The following is a 17,988-nucleotide window of genomic DNA, read 5'->3' as shown; positions in this document are numbered from 1 at the left end:
GTGGATGAAGCCCGGTGGGGATTACTTCGACTCGACCGCGTGGCCGCCGAACTGGTTGCGCAGCGCGGCGATCATCTTCATCTGCGGCGAGTCGTCCTGGCGGGACGCGAACCGGGCGAACAGCGAGGCGGTGATCGCCGGCAGCGGCACCGCGTGGTCGATCGCGGCCTCGACGGTCCAGCGGCCCTCGCCCGAGTCGGCGGCCCAGCCGCGCAGCTTGGCCAGGTGCTCGTCCTCGTCCAGGGCGCGGACGGCCAGGTCGAGCAGCCAGGAGCGGATGACCGTGCCCTCCTGCCAGCTGCGGAAGACCTCGCGCACGTCGGTGACCTCGGGGGCGGCCTCCAGCAGCTCCCAGCCCTCGGCGAAGGCCTGCATCATCGCGTACTCGATGCCGTTGTGGACCATCTTGGCGAAGTGGCCGGCGCCGACCTTGCCGGCGTGCACGTTGCCGAACTCGCCCTCGGGCTTGAGCGCCTGGAAGATCGGCTGGACCTTGGCGACGTGCTCGGCGTCGCCGCCGTACATGAGCGCGTAGCCGTTCTCCAGGCCCCAGACGCCGCCGGAGACGCCGCAGTCGACGAAGCCGATGCCCTTCGCGGCCAGCGCCTCGGCGTGCTTGATGTCGTCGGTCCAACGGGAGTTGCCGCCGTCGACCACCACGTCGCCGGGGGAGAGCAGCTCGGCGAGCTCGTCGACGGTCGCCTGGGTGGCGGCGCCGGCCGGGACCATCACCCAGACCACGCGCGGGCCCTGCAGCTTGCTGACGAGCTCCTGCAGGCTCGCGACGTCGGAGATGTCCGGGTTGCGGTCGTAGCCGATGACGGTGTGGCCGGCGCGGCGGATCCGCTCGCGCATGTTGCCGCCCATCTTGCCGAGACCGATGAGGCCGAGCTCCATGACCAAGTCCTTACCTGTGGTGACGTGCCTGCCGGCGGCGCCGTTGCCGCACGCCCCGAGCCTACGCTTCCGGCCGGGACGGGCTCTCCGCAGCCGGGCCGACCGGGGGAGACGCCCACAGGCTGTGCACAGCGGGTGTGCACAGCCTGTGGGTAACGCCGCGAACCGGGATCGCCCCTGTTCCGGGCATCAGCCGGAGAGACGCACCGGCATGATCAGGTACTGGTACGCCTTGTCCTCCTCGGCGTCCACCGCGGCCTTGCCGCTGAGCAGGGCCGGCTTGGTCGGGGTGGTGAAGCTGAGCTGGGCGTAGGCGGAGTCGATGGCCTTGAGGCCCTCCTCCAGGTAGCCCGGGTTGAAGGCGATCGAGATGTCGTCGCCCTCCAGGTCCGCCTCGACCCGCTCGGTGGCCTGGGCGTCGTCGCCCGAGCCGGCCTCCAGGGTCAGCACGCCCTGCTCGAAGCTGAGCCGGACCGGGGTGTTGCGCTCGGCGACCAGCGAGACGCGCTTGAGCGCCTCCAGGAAGGGCTGGGTCTGGATCGCCGCGACCGCGCTGAACTCGGTCGGGAAGAGGCTGCGGAACTTGGGGAACTCGCCCTCCAGCAGCCGGGTGGTGGTCCGGCGGCCGGCGCCCTCGAAGCCGATCAGGCCCTCGCCCGCGCCGCCCGAGGAGAGCGCGATGGAGACGTTGTCGCCGCTGCCCAGGGACTTGGCGATGTCCTGCAGGGTCTTGGCGGGCACCAGGGCGACCGCGGAGATGTCCGACTGCTCGGGCTTCCACAGCAGCTCGCGGACGGCGAAGCGGTAGCGGTCGGTGGCGGCCAGGGTGATCCGGTCGCCCTCGATCTCGACCCGGACACCGGTGAGCACCGGCAGGGTGTCGTCCCGGCCGGCGGCCACGGCGGCCTGGCTGACGGCGGAGGCGAAGACGTCACCGGAGACGGTGCCGGTCGCGGTCGGCATCTGGGGCAGCGCCGGGTACTCGTCCACCGGGAGGGTGGGGAGGGTGAACCGGGAGCTGCCGCAGACCACGCTGACCCGCTGGCCATCGGTGGAGATCTCCACCGGGCGGTTGGGGAGGTTGCGGGAGATGTCGTTCAGCAGGCGGCCGGAGACCAGGACGGTGCCGGCCTCCTCGACGTCCGCCTCCAGCTCGACCCGGGCCGAGACCTCGTAGTCGAAGCCGGACAGCGCCAGGCTGCCGTCCTGGGCCGTCAGCAGCAGGCCGGCCAGCACCGGCACCGGCGGCCGTGCCGGGAGGCTGCGGGCAGCCCAGGCCACCGCCTCCGCGAGGACGTCACGCTCCACCCGGAACTTCACCGGTAACCGCCTCCTGGATCGAGCGCTCCCGCTCGCACTCTGGTTCGTCTGATCTTGATCGTCGGTTCGCCTGTCCGCCGAGCGATGCCACTCCGCTTCCAGTCTGCCGAGGACAGTCTGACGTACTCCACCGACAGACGGGGCAGACGGGCGGAAGCGAGCCGAACAGATGTCGGGGAGCGGTTGTCCACAGATTTCGGGCCCACCCACTTGGAAAGCAGTTCCGAGCTCTATCTGTGTAGCGGTAGTAGTAGGGCCTGTGGAAACCGTGGATAACCCTGTTTCCGCAGGTCAGCGCCCGAATTTTGTCCACAGCGGGTGTGGACGGCGGCTGTGGACGGACAGCCGGTGCTGTGGACGGCGGAGCGTTACCCACAGCCCACGCTCGGTATCCACAGGTTATCCCCAGGACTGTCCCCAGATCCGGGCCGGGTTATCCACGGTGGCCGGTCAACTTTTCGTGACGCCTTTCACACCAGGGCATGAACAGGGCCCCAAGGTTGTCGAACTGTGGACGCCGCTGTGGACAAGCTGGGGATAACCGCCCTCACCCTGGGGACAAGCGGTGGATAACCCGGACGGCCCACTGGTGGCCCGTCAATTGTCCACACCCTGTGGATAACCGTTGTGCACAAGTCCACAGGCACCTGACCTGCGCGGAAGAGCGTAGCGGTGGCCGCGCTGTGGACGAATTCTGGATAACTCCGGGAGCCCCGGCCTGTGGACGGTGTGGAAGGCCCCGTTCCTGTGGACAACCGCCTCGCGCTCCCCGGGTTTTCGAATCACCGGTCAGTTGTTCGGCGCGGGCTGTGGATCGGTGGCACGTCCGTCGGGACATCTCTGCCCCGCCGGCGCGCCGCGCACACCTGCGAATGCGCGAAAAGGGCGTCAGGATCGCTCCTGACGCCCTCGCGTGGCCGTGCCGGTGTCCGTGGGCACCCGGCCCGCCGCTAGCTCTTGATGCGGTTGGTGAGTTCGGTGACCTGGTTGTAGATCGAGCGCCGCTCCGCCATCAGCGAGCGGATCTTGCGGTCCGCGTGCATCACCGTGGTGTGGTCGCGGCCGCCGAACTGCGCGCCGATCTTCGGCAGTGACAGGTCGGTCAGCTCCCGGCACAGGTACATGGCGATCTGACGCGCCGTCACCAGTACACGGCTGCGCGAGGATCCGCACAGGTCGTCGACGCCCAGGCCGAAGTACGCGGCGGTCTGCTGCATGATGACCTGCGCGGTGATCTCCGGGCCGGCGTCCTCGTCCCCGCCCGGGATCAGGTCCTTGAGGACGATCCCGGCCAACTCCAGGTCCACCGGCGCCCGGTTCAGGTTGGCGAAGGCGGTGACCCGGATCAGCGCGCCCTCCAACTCCCGGATGTTGCGGGTGATCCGGGACGCGATGAACTCCAACACGTCGGCGGGGGCGTTGAGTTGCTCCTGGATCGCCTTCTTGCGCAGGATCGCGATCCGGGTCTCCAGCTCCGGCGGGGTGACGTCGGTGATCAGCCCCCACTCGAAGCGGTTGCGCAGCCGGTCCTCCAGCGTGGTCAGCAGCTTGGGCGGCCGGTCCGAGGACAGCACGATCTGCTTGTTCGCGTTGTGCAGGGTGTTGAAGGTGTGGAAGAACTCCTCCTGCGTGGACTCCTTGCTCGCCAGGAACTGGATGTCGTCCACGAGCAGGATGTCCATGTCCCGGTAGCGGCGGCGGAAGGTGTCCGCCTTGCCGTCCCGGATCGAGTTGATGAACTCGTTGGTGAACTCCTCCGAGGACACGTACCGCACCCGGGTGCCCGGGAAGAGGCTGCGCGAGTAGTGCCCGATGGCGTGCAGCAGGTGGGTCTTGCCCAGCCCGGACTCGCCGTAGATGAAGAGCGGGTTGTACGCCTTGGCCGGCGCCTCCGCGACGGCGACCGCCGCCGCGTGCGCGAAGCGGTTGCTGGCGCCGATGACGAAGGTGTCGAAGAGGTACTTCGGGTTCAGCCGGGCGGCCGGCTCGTCCTTGCGGGAGCCGCCGGCCGGCGGAGCGCCGGGCGGGGCGGGCACGCCGGGGACGCCGGGGCGCTCGGGGGCGGGCTCGGCGGGGGCCTTCTCGGCCGGGCGGCCGCCGGTCGGGCGGGAGCCGGGGGAGCGGCGGCCGGCGCCGGCGCGGGGCTGCTCGTTCGGGCCGGGGCCGTAGGCGCCGCCGAACAGGTCGCCCTGGGTGGTCGAGGGCGGGCTGGGGACGGGCCGCGGCGCCTGGCGGGGCGCGGACTCCTCGTGCTCGCGGTACGGCGCCTGCTGCTCCTGGTAGCCGGGCCAGGACTGCGGGCCCGGCTGGCCGCCGTACGGCGCGGGGCGCTGCTCGTAACCGCCGGTGTCGTAGCGGGGGCGCTCGTAGTCCTGCGGGTGCTCGTAGTCCGGCTCGTAGGGCTGCTGGTAGCCCGGGCCGCCGTAGCCGCCGGTGCCCTCCTCGACCGGGCCGGGGTACGGCTCGACGGGCGGCTGCGGGGCCGGCGCGGGAGTGGTGGGCACGGCGTTGGCGTCGACCATCACCGCGATCCGCACCGGGCGGCTCAGCTCGCGGCTGAGGGCCTCGGTGAGCTGCGGCAGCAGCCGGCCCTCCAGCACCTGCTTGGCCCGCTCGTTGGGGGTCGCCAGCAGGGCGGTGTCGTGCATCATCCACATCGGCTGGGTGCGCTGCACCCACTGCTTGTCCATCTCCCCGACGTCCGGGTCGTTGACCAGCCGCTCGACGACCCTCGTCCAGACCGGGACGAGGTCGCTGTTGTGATCAGCCACTGGTGCACGCTTTCCGATGAACAAACCAGACAAGTCCTGCAACGGTAGTCAGCGAACAGAGCCGGATCAAGTCGTTGTCCACAGGCTGTGGGAAACCCGGGTCGGGGAGGTCCGGTTTGACCCTCGGACCCCGTCCCGCGTACCGTAACCAGGTCGAGTTGTCGATGGCCGCTGCCGCATGTCCGCGGGTCCACCCGCTCCATAAGGCGCGCAGCACGGGCGCCGTGGATTGCCTGAAACCCCAGCCGAACTGGGGCGATGGGCCGGATTTCCGAAACATGGGGAGATCACGCGGACGCACGGTGACGGCCAAGCGACTCCCCGTCATCCTACGATTCACCTCAGGAGCCCCCGAGTGAGCAAGCGCACCTTCCAGCCGAACAACCGTCGTCGCGCGAAGACCCACGGCTTCCGGCTGCGTATGCGTACCCGCGCCGGCCGCGCCATCCTGGCCGCCCGCCGTGGCAAGGGCCGCGCCAGCCTGTCCGCCTGATCCACACCAAGGGTCTGTTGTGCTGCCCTCCGAGAATCGGCTGCGGCGGCGCCAGGACTTCGCGACCGCGGTGAAACGCGGTCGCCGGGCCGGCCGGCCCCTGTTGGTCGTCCATCTCAGCAGAGAGGACGCCCAGCCAGGGCCGACCGACCGGACCAGCGACTCCCGCCCGCACGTCGCCGAGGGGACTCCTTCGGCGCGTGCGGGTTTCGTCGTGAGCAAGGCCGTCGGCCCGGCGGTCGTTCGCAACCTGGTCAAGCGCCGGTTGCGCCACCTGATCCGTGATCGCCTGTCCAGGCTGCCCGCCGGTAGCCTGATAGTGGTGCGCGCGCTCCCCCCCGCCGCGACCGCCTCGTACCAGGACCTCGAACGGGACCTGGACGCGGCGCTCAAGCGGCTGCTGAGGGCGGAGCCCGCCGCCGCGGCGCCGACGGGAGCAGGGCGATGAAGTACCTGCTGATGGGCCTGATCAGGGTCTACCAGTGGACGATCAGCCCACTGCTCGGTCCGGTCTGCCGCTACTACCCCTCCTGCTCGCACTACGGCTTCGAGGCCGTGAAGGTGCACGGGGCGGTCAAGGGCGGCGGGCTGACCGTGTGGCGCATCCTGCGCTGCAATCCGTGGTCGCCCGGCGGGGTGGACCACGTACCGCCGCGCAAGCACCCGGTGTGGCACCGCCGGCTGCGCGATCTGCTGAGCCCCAAGAGCGGGACCGCCGAGCCGGAGCCGGTGGCGAAGCCCGATGCCCAAGGAGTCTGACCGGTGACCTTCGGTTTTCTGAGTCCCCTCTACACGGCGGTGTCCTGGATCATCGTCCAGTTCCACTCGCTGTACAGCCACATCTTCGACCCGGACGGTGGCTGGGCCTGGGGTCTGTCCATCGCCTCGATGGTGGTCGTCATCCGGATCTGCCTGATCCCGCTCTTCGTGAAGCAGATCAAGGCGACCCGGGCCATGCAGGCGATCCAGCCGAAGATGAAGGCCATCCAGGAGCGCTACAAGAACGACCGGCAGCGCCAGTCCGAAGAGATGATGAAGCTGTACAAGGAGGCGGGTACCAACCCGTTCTCCAGCTGCCTTCCCATCCTCGTGCAGGCCCCGTTCTTCACCGCCCTCTACGGCGTGCTGGCCTCGGTCGCCAAGGGCAAGTCGATCGGCGTCATCCACGGCGACCTGCTGCTGAGCGCCGGCAAGGCGCACATCTTCGGCGCCCCGCTCTCCGCGACCTTCGTCAGCAGCGGTGAGACCAGCGTCAAGATCGTCACCGCGGTGATGATCATCCTGATGTCGCTGTCGCAGTTCATCACCCAGCGCCAGCTGATGACCAAGAACGTCGACCTCACGGTCAAGACGCCGTTCATGCAGCAGCAGAAGATGCTGATGTACGTCTTCCCGGTCATGTTCGCCGTGATGGGCATCAACTTCCCGGTCGGTGTCCTGGTCTACTGGCTGACCACCAACGTCTGGTCGATGGGCCAGCAGCTGATCGTCATCCACAACAACCCGACCCCGGGCAGCAAGGCCTTCCAGGACCGCCAGGAGCGGCTGAAGAAGGCCGGCCGGCTGCGTCCGGACGGTACGGAGATCAAGGGCGCGCTCTGGGGCATGCTGCCCCCGTCCAAGGCGGCCATCGAGGAGGCGGCCTCCGCCGCCGCGGTCGTCGAGGAGTCGGTCCGGGCGAGCCGCCAGCAGCCCCGGCGGCAGACCAAGGCCCAGCGCCAGCAGGGCGGTGCCGCGCAGGTCGCCGAGGCGGGCGAGGACGCCCCGGCGGAGCCCGCCGAGGAGGCCGTCCCGGCCGAGTCCGGTGCCAAGCCGGCCGCCAAGCAGACCGCGGCCAAGCCCGCCGGCCCCAAGCCGGGCGCCCGGCAGCAGCCCAAGCGCGGTGGCGGCCAGCGGCCGAAGAAGAAGTCCTGACCGGTCCCGGACCTGTCGTGACAGCGCGCAGAGCTTCGTTCCCGGCCCACCAGACTGGGCCCAACTCCGAAGGAGTCCATCAGTGACGGAAGGCACCACCTCCGCCGTCGAGGCCGAGGCCGCTGCCAGCGCCGACGAGAGCCTCGTCGCGCGTCTGGAGCAGGAGGGCGACATCGCGGCGGACTACCTGGAGGGTCTGCTCGACATCGCGGACCTCGACGGTGACATCGACATGGACGTCGAGGGTGACCGCGCCCTGGTGTCCATCGTCAGCGACGGCAACGACCGCGCGCTGCAGCGCCTGGTCGGCCAGGACGGCGAGGTGCTGGAGGCCCTGCAGGAGCTGACCCGGTTGGCCGTGCACCGGGAGACCGGCGAGCGCAGCCGCCTCATGCTGGACATCGCCGGCTTCCGGGCCCGCAAGCGCACCGAGCTGGCGACGCTCGGCGCCAAGGCGGCGGAGCAGGCGAAGAGCTCCGGCGAGCAGGTCAAGCTGCGGCCGATGACGCCGTTCGAGCGCAAGGTCGTCCACGACGCGGTCGCGGCCGCCGGTCTGCGCAGTGAGTCCGAGGGCGAAGAGCCCCAGCGGTGCGTGGTCGTGCTGCCGGTCTGAGCCGGCAGGTCGACAACCGGCCGCCTCGGTGGCCGGTGGGCTTCACCGGACGCGACCCCGTCCGCCTCGTGCGGGCGGGGTCGTCGTCCCTTCGCGGGGCGTGGCGTTCGGCGGGAGATGTTCCACGTGAAACAGTGCGATGAGCGGGTCGGTGGCGATCCGGGGATCGGAGAGGTCGAGATGGACACGGACAACGCGGCTGCCGGCCGGCCGGGGGCGGAAGACGTGAACCCGGCCGCCGAGGAGCGGACCACCGCGGCGCCCGAGCTGGACGTGCTGGCCGAGGCCCCGGCCGCCGCCCGGGAGGTGTTCGGCGACCGCTTCGACGCCGCCGTCCGCTACACCGAGCTGCTGGCCACCGCCGGGGTGCAGCGCGGGCTGATCGGACCGCGCGAGGTGCCCCGGCTGTGGGACCGGCACGTGCTCAACTGCGCGGTGCTGGCCGAGCTGCTGCCGACCGGCGCGACGCTCTGCGACGTCGGCTCCGGCGCCGGCCTGCCGGGTATCCCGGTCGCGCTGGCCCGTCCGGACGTCCAGGTGACGCTGCTGGAGCCGCTGCTGCGCCGGACCACCTTCCTGGAGGAGGTCGTCCGCGAGCTGGGGCTGGAGAACGTCACGGTGCTGCGCGGCCGCGCCGAGGAGATGATCGGCAAGCTCGCCGTGGACGTGGTGACCGCCCGCGCGGTGGCGCCGCTGGACCGGCTGGCCGGCTGGGGCATGCCGCTGCTGCGTCCGCACGGGCAGATGCTGGCGCTCAAGGGCGACAGCGCCGAGCAGGAGCTGGCCGACTCCCGGGCCGGCCTGGCCAAGCTCGGCGCGGTCGAGTCCTCGGTCATCTCGGTCGGCGAGGGCACCCTGGAGACCTCCACCCGGGTGATCCAGGTCAAGGCGGGGGAGAGCCCCGGCGGGGTGAAGGCGGCGACCCGGCGGGCCAAGGCGGCCCGGGCCGGGCGCAACGCCGGCACCCCCCGGGCGGGCGGTGCGAGCGGCGGCCGGGGCGGGCGGCGCCGCAGCCGCTGAAGCCGCGGCACCCCGGCCGCCTCGGCCGGGACGGCAGCCGGGCACCTGCGATCCACGGGCGGACGGCCCTCCTGAACGGGAGGGCCGTCCGCCCGCGGTCGTTCCGGTGGCGGTCGGGCCGACTTCCCCCCGGCCTCCGGCTGGGAGGTGTCCTCAGGTCATCGGAGTGTCGCAACGTCAGAATTCCGACATAGCGGGCATGGTGTTTCACGTGAAACGTCGCTCCTTGCTCTCCGACAGTTTCGATTTGCGGCTCAGCCGCGGGCTCGCCCTCTTCCGGGCCGCGACTGTCGCCGCTCCGGTTCCACGTGAAACACTGGCGCCCATGCAGGACTCGGAGACCGTCGACCAGATCGACGACACGCCCATCGCACGGGCTGCCCAGGCTGCGGTTCAGGCGATCGGCCGAGCGGGGGAGGGGCTTCCCCGGCCCGCCGCCACCCGGGTGATGGTGGTCGCCAACCAGAAGGGCGGGGTCGGCAAGACCACCACCACCGTGAACATGGCCGCCTCGCTGGCGATGCACGGACTGCGGGTGCTGGTCGTCGACCTCGACCCGCAGGGCAACGCCTCCACGGCCCTCGGCATCGACCACCACGCCGACGTGCCGTCCATCTACGACGTCCTGGTCGAGGGCAAGCCGATGGCCGACGTGGTCCAGCCGGTGCGGGACGTGGAGGGGCTGTTCTGCGTCCCCGCGACCATCGACCTGGCCGGCGCCGAGATCGAGCTGGTCTCGATGGTGGCCCGGGAGAGCCGGCTGCAGCGCGCCATCGCCGCCTACGAGCAGCCGCTCGACTACGTCCTGATCGACTGCCCGCCCTCGCTGGGCCTGCTGACGGTCAACGCCCTGGTCGCCGGCCAGGAGGTGCTGATCCCGATCCAGTGCGAGTACTACGCGCTGGAGGGCCTCGGCCAGCTGCTGCGCAACGTCGAGCTGGTGCGCGCGCACCTCAACCCCACGCTGCACGTCTCGACCATCCTGCTCACCATGTACGACGCCCGGACCAGGCTGGCCGCCCAGGTCGCCGAGGAGGTCCGGACCCACTTCCAGAACGAGGTGCTGAGCACGGCGATCCCCCGCTCGGTGCGCATCTCGGAGGCGCCCAGCTACGGGCAGACGGTGCTCACCTACGACCCGGGCTCGACCGGGGCGCTCTCCTACCTGGAGGCGGCCCGCGAGCTGGCGCTGCGCGCGGTGGGCCAGAGCGGTCCGGTGGTGAGCCGGCAGCGGGACGGCAGCGGAACGGCAGCGGTACGGGGCACCGAGCCCCGGTGGCACGGCACGACGGAGGGTCAGCAGTGAGTGGTGGTCGCAGGGGTCTGGGACGAGGACTCGGGGCGTTGATCGGTCCCGCCGCCCCGGCTGACGGCGGGGCGGTGCGGCCCGCCGACGCGCCCGCGCCGACCTCGGTGGTGGCGACCGGAGCGACGTCGCCGGCCTCGGTGCCGGTGCTGCCGGGCGGTCGGGGCACGGTGGCGGCCAGGGCGGCGGCGGGCAAGCGGGCCATCGAGCGGCCGCAGGCCGACCAGTCGGCGGCCCCGGTGTCCGGCGCCTTCTTCGCCGAGCTGCCGCTGGACTCGATCAAGCCCAACCCGCGGCAGCCGCGCGAGGTCTTCGACGAGGACAAGCTGGCCGAGCTGGTCCTCTCGATCAAGGAAGTGGGCCTGCTCCAGCCGGTCGTGGTGCGCCAGACCGGGCCGGACGGCTTCGAGCTGATCATGGGCGAGCGCCGCTGGCGCGCCTCCCGGGAAGCCGGCCTGACGCTGATCCCGGCGATCGTCCGGGCCACCGAGGACGACAAGCTGCTGCTGGACGCCCTGCTGGAGAACCTGCACCGGGCGGAGCTGAACGCGCTGGAGGAGGCGGCCGCCTACGAGCAGCTGCTGCACGACTTCTCCTGCACCCACGACGAGCTGGCGGACCGGATCGGCCGCTCGCGCACGCACGTCACCAACACCCTGCGGCTGCTGAAGCTCGCCCCGACCGTGCAGCGGCGGATCGCCGCCGGGACGCTCACGGCCGGCCACGCCAAGGCGCTGGCGGGCCTCCCGGACGCGGAGCGCCAGGAGGAACTGGCGAAGCGGATCATCGCGGAGGGCCTCTCGGTGCGGACCACCGAGGAGATCGTCAAGCTGATGGGCGCGGAGACCAAGCCGAAGCGCCAGACGCCGAAGGCGGGCAAGCTGATCACCCCGGCCTTCAACGAGCTGGCCGACCGGCTCTCGGACCGCTTCGACACCCGGGTCAAGGTCGAGGTCTCGCAGCGCGACGGCAAGCTGGGCAAGGGCAAGGTCGTGCTGGAGTTCGGTTCGGTGGAGGACCTCAACCGGATCCTGGACAGCATGGCGCCGGGCGAGGGCGGGCTGCGGCTGTCGCAGGGCTGAGCCGGCCCGGCTCCGCCTCCCGGGCGTGACCGATGGGTGCATGATGCGCGTGAGCGGTTGTTTCACGTGGAACATGCACCCATCGGTGTTGGTGGGGGCATGCTCGACCGTGAAGCGGCTCGATCCTGAAACGGCTCGGCCGCGCAGTGGAGGAGGTGCACGGGGTATGGGACGCCGGGTCGTTCCGCTGACGCTGGACAACCTCGCGGACCTGCCGTCGACCTGCCGCTCCTGCGTGTTCTGGGAGCTGGATCCGGTCAGCGGGAGGGCGGCGGTGGAGTCTGGGAAGTCGGAGGCGGAGAAGGAGGGGTGGATCTCCGCGGTGCTGCTGGAGTGGGGCGCGTGCGGCCGGATCGCCTACGTGGACGACCAGCCGGCCGGGTTCGTGCTCTACGCGCCGCCCGCGTACGTGCCCCGGTCGCAGTCCTTCCCGACCAGCCCGGTCTCCCCGGACGCCGTTCAGCTGATGATCAGTCGGGTGCTGCCCGGCTACCAGCGGCAGGGGCTGGGCCGGGTGCTGGTGCAGACGGTGGTCAAGGACCTGCTGGGGCGCGGGGTGCGGGCGATCGAGGCCTTCGGCTCGGTGGGCCGGGTGCCGACCAGCTGCGTGCTGCCGGCCGACCACCTGCTCGCGGTGGGCTTCAAGACCGTCCGGCCGCACCACCGCTACCCGCGGCTGCGGCTGGAGGCGCGGACCACGCTCTCCTGGCGCGGCGGTGCGGAAGGGGCGCTGGAGCGGCTGCTCGGCGGCGGGCGCAAGGAACCGGCCCTACGGCCGTTCTGAGCCGCCCCGGCGCCGCCGTGGGCGCGCCACGGGGACCGGCCGGAGACGACGACGGCGGCGGGGCTCCCCGCGGACCGGGGGAGCCCCGCCGCCGTACGGGCGACGGTCGGCGGACCTAGAAGTGGCCGTCCAGCTCGCGGAGCAGAGCGGCCTTCGGCCGGGCACCGGTGATCTGCTTCACCGGCTGGCCGCCCTTGAAGAGGATCAGCGTCGGGATCGAGATGACGTTGTACTCGGCGGCGGTCTTCTGGTTCGCGTCCACGTCGAGCTTGACGACGGTCAGCTTGTCGCCGTGCTCGGCGGCGATGTCCTCCAGGACCGGGGCGACCTGGCGGCACGGGCCGCACCAGGTGGCCCAGAAGTCGACCAGGACGGGCTTGTCGCTCTCCAGGACATCGGCAGTGAACGTCGCGTCGGTGACGGTGGTGGTGGCGCCGGCCACGGGGACTCCTCGGGTAGGACGGAGGGGGTGCTGCCAGGACAACAACGGACGGGGGCGTTCTGTTTCTGCCTGGCCGGGGGAGGGGCACCGGGGGCGTTCCGGGTGTTCCACGTGGAACACCCCCGGGAGGCGCGGGGTGCGGGGCTCAGACCGCCACGACGGCGGCCTTGGCCTCCAAGTCGTCCAGCGCGGCGAGGTAGCGCTCGGCGTCCAGGGCGGCGGAGCAGCCGGTGCCGGAGGCGGTGATGGCCTGGCGGTAGGTGTGGTCCACGACGTCGCCGGCGGCGAAGACGCCCTCGATGTTGGTCCGGGTCGAGGGGGCGTCGACCTTGAGGTAACCCTCCTCGTCGAGCTCCAGCTGGCCCTTGAACAGCTCGGTGCGCGGGTCGTGGCCGATCGCGATGAACAGGCCGGTGACGTCGAGCTCGCGGGTCTCGTCGGTCTGGCCCCCGTCATTCGACACCGTGCGCAGGGTGACGCCGCTCAGCTTCGGGTCACCGTGGATCGCCTCGACCGCGCTGTTCCACTCGAAGCGGATCTTCGGGTCGGCGAAGGCGCGCTCCTGCATCGCCTTGGAGGCGCGCAGGGTGTCCCGGCGGTGGATGATCGTGACGGTCCTGGCGAAGCGGGAGAGGAAGGTCGCCTCCTCCAGCGCGGTGTCACCGCCGCCGACCACCGCGATGTCCTGGTCGCGGAAGAAGAAGCCGTCGCAGGTGGCGCACCAGGAGACACCGCGGCCGGAGAGCTTGTCCTCGTTCGGCAGGTTCAGCTTGCGGTGCTGCGAGCCGGTGGTGACGATCACGGCGCGGGCCTTGTGCACGTTCCCCTCGGAGTCGGTGACGGTCTTGACGTCACCGGTGAGGTCGACGGCGACGATGTCGTCCGGGACCAGCTCGGCGCCGAACTTCTCGGCCTGCGCCCGCATGTTGTCCATCAGCTCGGGGCCCATGATGCCGTCCCGGAAGCCCGGGAAGTTCTCCACCTCGGTGGTGTTCATCAGCGCGCCACCGGCGGTGACGGCCCCCTCGAACACCAGCGGCTTGAGGGAGGCACGGGCCGTGTAGAGCGCGGCCGTGTACCCGGCCGGGCCGGAACCGATGATGATCACGTTACGGACGTCGCTCACTGCATCTCCTGGTTCGCATCGCGACCCGCGTTTGCTGCGGGGAGGGCGGTCCTGCTCCGCCGCCCGGGACAACGACTGACCAGTGTCCCGCATTCCCAGGCGGATCAGTACCAGGTGCCCGAACTTCGGGAGCGTCGTGCCGCCCTGGTCGTCGATCGCATGGGAACGCCGATCGCCGGGGAACGCCGCCCGACCGCCGGGAGCTCCCGTCAGCGCACCGGGACGGTCCGGTGCAGCACGACCGGCCCGCAGCCGGGGGAGCGCAGGAAGACGTCGGCGTGCGCCGCGTCCCCGGGCACCGGGTAGACCAGCACGTCCACCGAGGCGCCCTGGTAGGTGCCCCGGTCGGTGGCCAGCGGGGTGCCGGCGGCGGGTGCGGGGCAGGCTGCCGGGGCGGCCGACCCGGTGGCGACGTGGGGGGCCGGGGTGATGGGCACGGACGGGTTCTGCGAGGCCTGGGCCGGCGGTTCGGCGCCGCCGTCGGTGGGCTGCTCGGCCGCGGACCGGCCGGGCTCGGCGGGGCGCAGCCCCGGGGCGGGGGCCGAGCGGGTCAGCAGCTGTTGGACCTGCGCGGCGAGCCGGTCGTCCTGGTAGGCGGTGCCGGCGCCGGACGAGCGGGGGCTCTGCGCGGCGGCCACGGCCGACCCGGAGGCGGCGGAGCTGTCGCGGTCGGTGTCGCCGGGGGAGAGCCACAGGACTCCGCCCCAGCCGAGGGCGGCCAGCGCGGCGGCCGTGCCGACCAGCAGGCCCAGTCGGCGGCGCCGCCGGGGGCGGCCCGGGCCGGTTGCCGCGCCCGACCGGCCCGGCGGTGCGGCGAGCGGGGCCGGGGACGGGGTCTGGGGCGGGGCGGGGCGGGGCGCCGGGGTGACGGCCCGGGCTTCGGCGGCGCGCGCCTCCTGGGGGGCCGTCCGGGCCTCGGCGGGGGCGGCTTCGGGGGCGGCTTCGGCGGCGGCCTGCGTCAGCGCGGCGTCCAGCCGGGCGGCGACGTCGGCGGGCATCGGCGGGGTGTCGACGTCGCCGAGCAGCGCTTGGACGTCGGCCAGCGCCTCGACGGTCTCGCGGCACTCGGCGCAGCCGTCCAGGTGCCGGTGCAGCGCCTCGACGGCCGCGGCGGGCTCGACCAGGCCCTCGGCCAGGTCGGCCAGCTCGTCGACCGAGGGGTGGGCCCCGGCGGGTTCGGGGGAGGAGAGGGGGGCGCTCATCGCGGGCTCGCGTCTCCTTCCAGAATCGTCCGGCCGGTGTTCGGGCCTGTCCCTGTGACGGTGCGGGGGCCGGTCGGGTTCCCCCGGGCCTCGGGCCGCGTCGGCGGTGTTCCACGTGGAACATCCCGCCCACCGCGCCGGGCGGCGGTCTGCTCCGGCCCGTCCGAGGGTTCGCGCAGGTGTCGCACCAGCGGCAGCAGCCGGGCCCGGCCGCGGGCGCAGCGGCTCTTCACGGTGCCGACCGGGACGCCCAGCAGCTCGGCGGCCTCGGCGACCGGGTAGCCCTGCATGTCGACCAGGACCAGGGCGGCCCGCTGCTCGGCCGGCAGCTCGGCGAGCGCCGCGGTCAGCTCGCGCCGCACCTCGGCCCGGACCACCGGGGAGTCGGCCGGCTCGGCCGCGCCGACCAGGGTGTCCAGCCGCTGCGGGTCGTCGTCCAGCGGGGTGGTGCGGCGGGTGGCGCCGCGCCGTGCGCGGTCCAGGCAGGCGTTGACCACGATCCGGTGCAGCCAGGTGGTGACCGCCGAGCGGCCCTGGAACCCGGCGGCGGCGCGGAAGGCGGAGACCAGGGCGTCCTGGAGGGCGTCGGCGGCCTCCTCGCGGTCGCCGAGGGTCCGCAGGGCGACCGCCCACAGCCGGTCGCGGTGCCGGTTCACCAGCAGCCCGAAGGCCTCCGGGTCGCCGGCGACGTGCCGGGCGAGCAGCGTCGCGTCGTCGTCCGCCACTGTCACCCCTGACTCTCTGCTGTCGTTCCGGTGCCGGACCGCGCGGGCCGTGCGGTCAGCCGAAGACCTTGACCTCGGCGACGTGGCCGCGGAACTGGCCGTCGTCATCTTTCGGCAGAGTGGTCAGCCAGATCAAGAGGTAGCGCGTGGTGGTCGGACTGTCGAGGGTGTAGTCCACGGTGCCGTTGCCGCTCTTCCTGCCGCCCCCGGCGACCGGGAAGGAGGCCAGCGGCGCCTTCTGCGGATTGTCCGCCGCCTGGGCGTTCGGGATCCGCAGTTCGGCCGTGGTGGTGCCGACGAACTGGACGCTCACCGAGTTGACGGCCTGCGGCGTGCCGAGGTCGATCAGCAGGCCGGTGCCCTCCTTGTAGCCGCCCGGCGCGAACTGGTCGTCGTAGCCCTTGGTCGGCCAGTTGGTGTTGGGGTCGCCGTCGATGGCCTTGGGGAGGGCCCAGACGGACTCGCCCGAGTCGCCCTTCGGGTTGTACGAGAGGGCGGCCTTCGGCTGGATCGGGACCGGGGTGTGGGCGGTGGCCTTGGCGGCGGTCGGCGCGGTGCTGACGGTCGAGGACTGCGGGGCGGCGACCGCCTGCCCGTTGTTGCGCAGGTGGTCGACGAACTGCCAGGAGGCGACGCCGATGGCGCCCAGCGCGACCGTCCAGGCCGTCGCCTTGACCACCCGGCGCAGCCGCCGCCGGCTGCGCCGGGTCGTGGTCGGGCGGGAGGAGTCGGGCAGCGGGGTGACCGCCGGGTCGGCGACCCGGGTGGGGTTGGGTGCGGTGGGCAGCGCGTGGGTGTTGTGCCGGGGCGGGGCCGGGAAGGCGGGCAGCTCCGGCTCGGGCTGGCGGATGCGCGGCATCCGGCCGATCTCCCGGGCGAGCTCCTCCGGGGTAATGATCGGCTCGGCGTGGTGCGGCGGGTGGTCGAACAGGGCGCGCGCGGCCAGTTCGGACAGGCCCTTGTGGACGCCGGCGCGGATCTGGTCCGGCGCGGCGTTCTGCAGGCCCTTGGGCAGGCCCTGGAGGTCGTAGCGGTCCTCGGGGTAGGGCCAGCGGTGGGTGAGCGCGGCGAACAGCAGGGCGCCGATCGCCCGGGTGTCGGCGCGCTGGGCGTCCTCGGCGGTGTCGTCGGCGGGCAGTCCGCGCAGCGCGGCGTCCACCGCGATGCCGTTGATCCGGTACTGGCCGCTGTCGGTGCGCAGCACGCAGCGCGGGGTGAGCCGCAGGTGGGCCTGGCCGCGCCGGTGGGCGGCGGCCACCGCGTCGGTGACCTGGCGGACCATCTGGTAGGCCTCGTGCGGCTCCATCGGGCCGTTCGCGAGCAGCCGGGCGAGGTCGGAGGCGTGCGGCAGCCACTCCCGGACGACGTAGACCAGCTCGCCCTCCTGCACGGCGTCCAGCACCTGGACGAAGCGCGGGTCGCCGAGCAGGGCGGCGGACTTGGCGGCGGCGAGCACCTTGCGGGCCCGCTGGTGGCCGGAGGCCATCAGGTGGACGCCCACGGCCCGGCGCAGCTTCTCGTCGACGGCGCGCCAGCTGCTGAAGGTCTCGGTCTGGGAGATGCACTCCTCCAGCCGGTACCGGTGGCCGATCTTGTCGCCGCTGTGCCGCAGCGGGGCGGGGAGGGTGCGCGGGAGGGTGGCGGTGTCGCGCGGGTCGACGGTGGGCTGCGGGTCGGTGGGGCGCCGCTCGGCGGCCGGTGCGGCGGCGGGCTTCTTCCGGGGGGAGCCGGCGGCCAGCTCGGCGGCGATCTCCTTCGCCGAGAGCGGGGCGGTGATCTCCGCGGTCTCCTCGCCGGTGCCGGCCTCGCCGGCCTCGCCGGCCTCCGGCTCGGCGGCCGCGGTGCTCCCGGGGGCCTTCGCGCCGGGGCGCTTCGGCGCGGCCTTCGGCGAGGCGCTCCCGGCGGCGGGCGCGGCGTCGTCCGGGGAGGCTGCGTCGGCGGCGCCCGGGGCGGTCTTCCCGCCCTCGTCGAGTTCGTCGATCGCCGCGGCCAGTGCGGCCTCGTCCGCCGCCTCGTCAGCTGCTGACGTGTCGACGACCGCCTTGGTGCCATCAGCCACCGTGGTCCTGCCTCCCCTTGTGTCGCCCCGGCCTGAGAGAGTCGCTGGAGCGTGCGTGGCGGTGCCCCGTGCTCCAGGACAATTGTGCCCACTCTTCTCCACCGGGTACGACCGCTGAGTGGGCCGCTCGGTTGCGTACCGGTGGAGAGATGTGGTGCAGAACCGACACCGGGCCGTCACGGCGCCCTGGTCGGGGGTGGTGGCACAGTACTCGGCCGGACGAGCGGAGGAGCT

At 72.5% G+C, this 17,988-nt stretch carries 17 protein-coding genes; 9 read left to right on the top strand and 8 right to left on the bottom strand.

Annotation, left to right across the window (positions count from 1 at the left end):
• Positions 1-21: 21 nt before the first annotated feature.
• From gnd to dnaA, 3 genes are all read right to left on the bottom strand, one after another.
• Positions 22-897, bottom strand: coding sequence for a phosphogluconate dehydrogenase (NAD(+)-dependent, decarboxylating) (gnd, locus tag ACPC54_RS04200; protein WP_498960984.1), 876 nt, complete (start codon positions 895-897; stop codon positions 22-24).
• Between the two features lie 189 nt (positions 898-1,086).
• Entirely contained in the window at positions 1,087-2,217 is a 1,131-nt protein-coding gene (dnaN, locus tag ACPC54_RS04195) for a DNA polymerase III subunit beta (RefSeq protein ID WP_498960982.1), read from the bottom strand.
• Positions 2,218-3,167: 950 nt separating this feature from the next.
• Positions 3,168-4,988: a chromosomal replication initiator protein DnaA gene (gene dnaA / locus ACPC54_RS04190; protein ID WP_498960980.1), complete on the bottom strand. Its 1,821-nt coding sequence runs from the start codon at positions 4,986-4,988 to the stop codon at positions 3,168-3,170.
• A 355-nt stretch (positions 4,989-5,343) separates the two neighbouring features.
• On the opposite strand from dnaA, the gene rpmH reads away from it, so the two are divergent.
• The 9 genes from rpmH to ACPC54_RS04145 all read left to right on the top strand — a co-directional run bounded on the left by rpmH (position 5,344) and on the right by ACPC54_RS04145 (position 12,200).
• Positions 5,344-5,481 carry a 50S ribosomal protein L34 gene (gene rpmH / locus ACPC54_RS04185; RefSeq protein WP_030059672.1) on the top strand — a complete coding sequence of 46 codons (138 nt, stop codon included), beginning with the start codon at positions 5,344-5,346 and terminating at the stop codon, positions 5,479-5,481.
• Between the two features lie 19 nt (positions 5,482-5,500).
• Positions 5,501-5,929: a ribonuclease P protein component gene (gene rnpA / locus ACPC54_RS04180; protein ID WP_498960977.1), complete on the top strand. Its 429-nt coding sequence runs from the start codon at positions 5,501-5,503 to the stop codon at positions 5,927-5,929.
• On the top strand, positions 5,926-6,240 hold the full coding sequence (yidD, locus tag ACPC54_RS04175) for a membrane protein insertion efficiency factor YidD (RefSeq protein WP_375891840.1): 315 nt from the start codon (positions 5,926-5,928) through the stop codon (positions 6,238-6,240). The genes rnpA and yidD overlap by 4 nt, the downstream gene beginning before the upstream one ends.
• A gap of 3 nt (positions 6,241-6,243) precedes the next feature.
• Entirely contained in the window at positions 6,244-7,395 is a 1,152-nt protein-coding gene (gene yidC, locus ACPC54_RS04170; protein WP_498960975.1) for a membrane protein insertase YidC, read from the top strand.
• A gap of 82 nt (positions 7,396-7,477) precedes the next feature.
• The gene (locus ACPC54_RS04165; protein WP_498960973.1) at positions 7,478-8,008 is read left to right on the top strand and encodes a Jag family protein; all 531 of its coding nucleotides are present in this window, start codon (positions 7,478-7,480) and stop codon (positions 8,006-8,008) included.
• Positions 8,009-8,188: 180 nt separating this feature from the next.
• A complete protein-coding gene (rsmG, locus tag ACPC54_RS04160; RefSeq protein ID WP_498960971.1) occupies positions 8,189-9,028 on the top strand; it encodes a 16S rRNA (guanine(527)-N(7))-methyltransferase RsmG in 840 nt (279 codons plus the stop codon).
• Between the two features lie 325 nt (positions 9,029-9,353).
• Positions 9,354-10,334: a ParA family protein gene (locus ACPC54_RS04155; protein WP_498960969.1), complete on the top strand. Its 981-nt coding sequence runs from the start codon at positions 9,354-9,356 to the stop codon at positions 10,332-10,334.
• On the top strand, positions 10,331-11,416 hold the full coding sequence (locus ACPC54_RS04150) for a ParB/RepB/Spo0J family partition protein (RefSeq protein WP_498960967.1): 1,086 nt from the start codon (positions 10,331-10,333) through the stop codon (positions 11,414-11,416). Before ACPC54_RS04155 ends, ACPC54_RS04150 begins: the two co-directional genes overlap by 4 nt.
• Before the next feature lie 166 nt (positions 11,417-11,582).
• Positions 11,583-12,200: a GNAT family N-acetyltransferase gene (locus ACPC54_RS04145; protein ID WP_498960965.1), complete on the top strand. Its 618-nt coding sequence runs from the start codon at positions 11,583-11,585 to the stop codon at positions 12,198-12,200.
• Between the two features lie 115 nt (positions 12,201-12,315).
• Here the strand turns inward: ACPC54_RS04145 and trxA are convergent, their stop codons facing one another.
• The 5 genes from trxA to ACPC54_RS04120 form a co-directional block, all read right to left on the bottom strand.
• A complete protein-coding gene (gene trxA, locus ACPC54_RS04140) occupies positions 12,316-12,642 on the bottom strand; it encodes a thioredoxin (RefSeq protein ID WP_498960963.1) in 327 nt (108 codons plus the stop codon).
• A gap of 145 nt (positions 12,643-12,787) precedes the next feature.
• Positions 12,788-13,768 (bottom strand): thioredoxin-disulfide reductase, encoded by a 981-nt coding sequence (trxB, locus tag ACPC54_RS04135; RefSeq protein ID WP_498960961.1) that lies wholly within the window; start codon positions 13,766-13,768, stop codon positions 12,788-12,790.
• Between the two features lie 209 nt (positions 13,769-13,977).
• Complete coding sequence (locus ACPC54_RS04130; protein ID WP_498960959.1) at positions 13,978-14,970, bottom strand: cupin domain-containing protein; 993 nt, start codon at positions 14,968-14,970, stop codon at positions 13,978-13,980.
• Positions 14,967-15,701 carry an RNA polymerase sigma factor SigM gene (gene sigM / locus ACPC54_RS04125; protein WP_498960957.1) on the bottom strand — a complete coding sequence of 245 codons (735 nt, stop codon included), beginning with the start codon at positions 15,699-15,701 and terminating at the stop codon, positions 14,967-14,969. The genes ACPC54_RS04130 and sigM overlap by 4 nt, the downstream gene beginning before the upstream one ends.
• A gap of 49 nt (positions 15,702-15,750) precedes the next feature.
• The gene (locus tag ACPC54_RS04120; protein WP_498960955.1) at positions 15,751-17,754 is read right to left on the bottom strand and encodes a protein kinase family protein; all 2,004 of its coding nucleotides are present in this window, start codon (positions 17,752-17,754) and stop codon (positions 15,751-15,753) included.
• Positions 17,755-17,988: the final 234 nt, after the last annotated feature.

This window comes from Kitasatospora sp. NPDC094028, from assembly GCF_049543595.1.
Classification (GTDB): Bacteria; Actinomycetota; Actinomycetes; order Streptomycetales; family Streptomycetaceae; genus Kitasatospora.
The sequence above is the reverse complement of the archived record's forward strand: the minus strand, read 5'-3'. Positions and strand labels throughout refer to the sequence as shown.